Consider the following 4,388-nt stretch of genomic DNA (forward strand, 5'->3'; position numbering starts at 1 on the left):
TTGGCATTTTGGAAATACATATCTATCTTTTTATTGCAGTTTGCGGAAACTCAAGGCTTCTTACCAGTATGGCTTCCAGGTTTTCCAGCACCGCATAAGGGCCTCCATATAAAAATAATCCCCCCAACAATTACACTCATCTACGCCATAATCCGTAATCTCATTGTAGGGCGAGGCTTTTTGGTAGACGCCATGCAAAAGTACGCCATTACTCTCAGACGGGTCTGTCACCGCGCATTGCTCTATCAGCGCTTTCAGCAGAGTATCCGCATACTTTTGATATTTCAGGCCAAGTCCGCCTTTACAATATTGCTTCATTTCCAGAATCCCACATACCGCGATTGCGGCCGCCGAGCTGTCTCGAGGCTCCTCTCCGTCCATAAAGCATAAATCCCAGTAGGGCAGTCCGTCCTCCGGAATATGTTCCATAAAAAATTCCATGACCTGATGGAATTTTTCCCGATATTCCTCCTTCTTTGTATTTCGATATGCAAATGCCAGTCCGCATACAGCCCACGCCTGCCCGCGAGCCCAAAAAGAAGAATCGCTGTAGCCCTGATGCGTTACCCCGTATAAAGGAGCGCCGCTTTCTGGGTCAAAAAAGTAGGTATGATGTACGGAATAATCATCACGGATCAAGTATTTTACCGCTGTTTTGGTATGCTGATCAGCTGCCCTTGCATATTTCACATCCCCTGTGATATGGCTTGCCCAATATAAAAGTGGCAGATTCAGTAAACAGTCGATAATCATGCGGTATTCCTCTTTCGCATCCAGCTTGCCCCACGCCTGGAAAAAGCTTCCTTTTATCCGAAAACGCTTCAGCAAGTTTTCCGCCGCCAGAAGCGCCGCCCTTTTCCCTTCCTGGCTTCCCGTCAGCTTATATGCCGCCACGCAGCTTAAGCTGTACAGCATACCCATGTCATGGTGGTCTACGTCAATACGGTTTTCAATGCGATGCAAAAAGTCCGTTGTCTGCACAAGAGCGGCCTTGCGGAAGGCGTCCTCTTTTGTAAATTCATACGCCAGCCAATATTGGCCGGTCACAAAGCCGGTGGCCCACTGCCTGTTTTCCATAGTGCCATAGAAACCTTTTGTGCTTGCCTCCATCTTAAATTTATCTGTAAATTTCTGCAAATACCGGCGCTGTACCTTAACGGCATCTCCCAGCGCCTTTTCAATCACAGTTCTTTCCATTATTATTTTCCCTTTTTGTTTTTTCTCACCTGTCCCGGCGCTGCACCGGTCTGCTTTTTATAGAATCTGTGAAAATAATGTCTGTCCGATAATCCAATCTGCTCAGTTATCTCGTCAATGGTCAGGCTTGAATTCTGAAGCAGGAAAGTTGCCTGCTCCGTACGGCATTTCGCCAGATAATCCGAAAAGCTCATTCCCACCTCCTGCTGAAACAGCGTAGAAAAATAACTGACATTCATGTGCAGTTTATCCGCTGCTTTTTCGCAGGTAATGTGGCTTTCTATATTGTCGCGGATATATGCCAGGATTGCATGAATTTCCGGTCTCATAGACTGCCTGCCGCTCTCCCCTACCACTGCTTTTAGTTTTGAAACACCTCGCTGCAAAAGCATTGTATATCCCCAAAAGGTATCCGCCTTTTTCTCTAGCCTACCTTCCGAATTCCCATTGTTGCGTATGATATTTTCAGTGAGTTCCAAAAATCTGTCGCAGTACCCCGCGACAGCCTTATAGGGCCTTCTTTCCCTCCGAAATAACTCCATTTGACAGTTCGCCAGTTCCTCCATCCTCACTACATCCTGCTTTGCCATTGCACAGATTAACGCGTCATCCTGCAGAAACAGATATTCCCCAGAGGGTGGCCTAAAATCCTGAAAAACCACAGGAGAATCCTCTTCATAAAAGTATCTTCTTCGCATTTTTCTGAAAAGCTGAAGCTGTTTGGAAAAATTTTCCAGACTCTGCCCAGGCGTAGAAATGACAATTGTGAAGGATACCTTCAAAATCTGCGTCAGTTGTCTCAATGCTCCCTGAAAAATACGTTTCAGATACTGCTTGTCCTCTACGGTACGCTCAAATAAAATTACCACTGCATCCTTACATACCAATGACCTTAAAAATCCTTGCCGTGCCAAAACCTCATCCATAATATTTTGTATGGCATATATCAGAAATGCCCATGATCCTATCCCTGCCGTATCCTTCACAAGCTCCCAGTCATTTACAAACAGCACGGCCATCTGCACGTCCAACATATCCTTTCCCCCAAGCTTTCGCAAGCAGTCCTGGATATCCTCTTTTCTTACGTACTTCTGTTCCGTCAAATCCTCCAGCAGCTTTTCAAACAGCAACGGATTTTTCTTTTCCCTGTTTTGAAGCAGTTCATAAATTTTCTTCAGGGCCTCTTCCATTTCCTCTCTGGTAATCATGTATTTCACCAGATAGCTGGCAACCCCCAATGCAATGGCCTCTCTGGCATATTGAAATTCCTCGTGACAGCTTAAAATGATGCTCTTCATCTCAGCATTTATGCGCAGCATCCGCCGGATAAGTTCAAGCCCCGAGATACCCGGCATCCCAATATCTGTGATCAAAACATCCACCTGCCGTTTCTCTGCAATGCGCAAGGCTTCCTCTCCTGTGCTCACAGTATCGATTACCTGCATCTGAAATTTTCCCCACTGCACAAGATTGCGAAGAAAAATCTGTATTTCCACTTCGTCATCCACAATCAAGACATGATACATTATTTGCCCTTTCCGCTCCCGGCAGTTCTAAAATAACTGTAGTCCCATTTTCCTTCTTGTACCTAATCTGATAAGAAGAACCGTAATAAAGCTTGATCCGTTCGTTTACATTGCGGACGCCATAATGATTCTCTTCTGTGTTCTGTAAAAGAGAAAGCGGATCTTCCTCATACCCGGCTCCATTATCATGCAAAAATAAAAATATGCTCCCATCTATAATTTCCGCCGTCATTTCGATCACTCCGGATTTTTGAAATTTAAACCCGTGTATAATGGAATTTTCCACAAAAGGCTGCAACAATAGCTTCGGAACCTTGTAGTCAGAAAGTGTTTCAGGTATGTGTACCTCAAACCTTATTTGGGCATTGCTGCGCAGATTTTGGAGCTGGATATAATTTTGCAAGTTTTCTACCTCCTGCCTTAAAGTAATCACCTCGTCGGGACGCACAATGACGTTTCGCATAAAGGAAGAAAGTGCCAGAATCATCTTTTCTGCGTTTTCAATATTATGATTGGAAATAGCGCAGCGAATTGACATCAGGGAATTAAACAGAAAATGAGGCTTCATCTGCGCCTGTAGCAGCGCAAATTCCTGGAGACGCTTTTTCTTCTCTTGCTGCTTCACCTGAGAAACCAGCTGCACAATTCTATGCTGTAGCTGGCAGTAGGCATGATAAAGAGATTCCACTTCGCTGCTTGCCCCCTTCGGTATGGTTTCGGCTACTTCGGGAACCTCCTGCAGCATCCCATTCTCCATCTGGTAGCTTAATTTTTCTATGGGACGCATATTGATTCTTACAATATAAATTGCAATAATGAGAAAAATTCCCGCAAATACAACCGTAGTAAGCAACATCTGCCACAGGATGTCCCAAAGCTGTGATAAGAAAGATTCATAAGGCTCCAGCACAACGACAGAAAAGGGCATATTATTCATTGTCTGGTATACTGCAAGCGCCCTACCGTCGGGAGTCCCCAAATTTTCATATATCTGCCTTTTGCTGATGTTGTCTGGAAAATAGGCAACTGTCTGAATGTCCTCTTGTATCAATTCTTCCATTCGTCCCGAAAGAATTTTTCTCTCCTTATCAATCAGGTAAATATCATTATCGGAATAGTTTTCCCCCAGCATGATATGGCGCAGCGTAGTCTCCGGAACAGCCATATAAAACATAATCTCCGTATCCGGATAATTCATGTTTTTTGCCAGGACAATCATATTTTCATTTGTGCTATAGCTGTCCCAGGAGGGCATTGCACCAACCACGGTAACAGTATCCACCGTGTAGTCTACCTTTTCCTGCGCCAGCAAGGCCACTTGTGCAAGCCTTGAGGAATCATACCTTGTGTTCGCAATCACAACGCCATCTTTACGCGCCATAGCATAGTATACCCGCATATCCATCCGATAAATACGATTCAGCTTGGCCACTTCCTCAGTGGCTAGGGTAAAGGAAAGGGACAGGGCTTCGATTTCATCCAATCTGGCTCCTGCAAATTGGCGGCTGATCTCATTGACCGTAGCGTCCTGATAAGTGAAAACAAACTGCAGGAAAACGGATTCCATGGTATTTTCCAGATTCGCGCTGACTAAATTCGCAGTATCCTCCAGGTTATCTATCTCCTGCCGCTTTACCACGTCTGTTACCACATAAATAAATACAC

Annotated in this window: 3 protein-coding genes; all 3 read right to left on the minus strand. The window is 44.8% G+C overall.

Going from position 1 to position 4,388, the window contains the following annotated elements; translation table 11 throughout:
* Window positions 1-60: 60 nt before the first annotated feature.
* The gene (locus AC1WIP_RS12050) at window positions 61-1,197 is read right to left on the minus strand and encodes a glycoside hydrolase family 88 protein (protein WP_481142055.1); all 1,137 of its coding nucleotides are present in this window, start codon (window positions 1,195-1,197) and stop codon (window positions 61-63) included.
* A 2-nt stretch (window positions 1,198-1,199) separates the two neighbouring features.
* Complete coding sequence (locus AC1WIP_RS12055) at window positions 1,200-2,723, minus strand: response regulator transcription factor (RefSeq protein WP_481142056.1); 1,524 nt, start codon at window positions 2,721-2,723, stop codon at window positions 1,200-1,202.
* On the minus strand, window positions 2,698-4,388 hold a 1,691-nt coding region (locus AC1WIP_RS12060; protein ID WP_481142057.1), incomplete at its 5' end, for a sensor histidine kinase. The genes AC1WIP_RS12060 and AC1WIP_RS12055, both read right to left, overlap by 26 nt.

This window comes from Acetatifactor sp. (genome assembly GCF_982438285.1).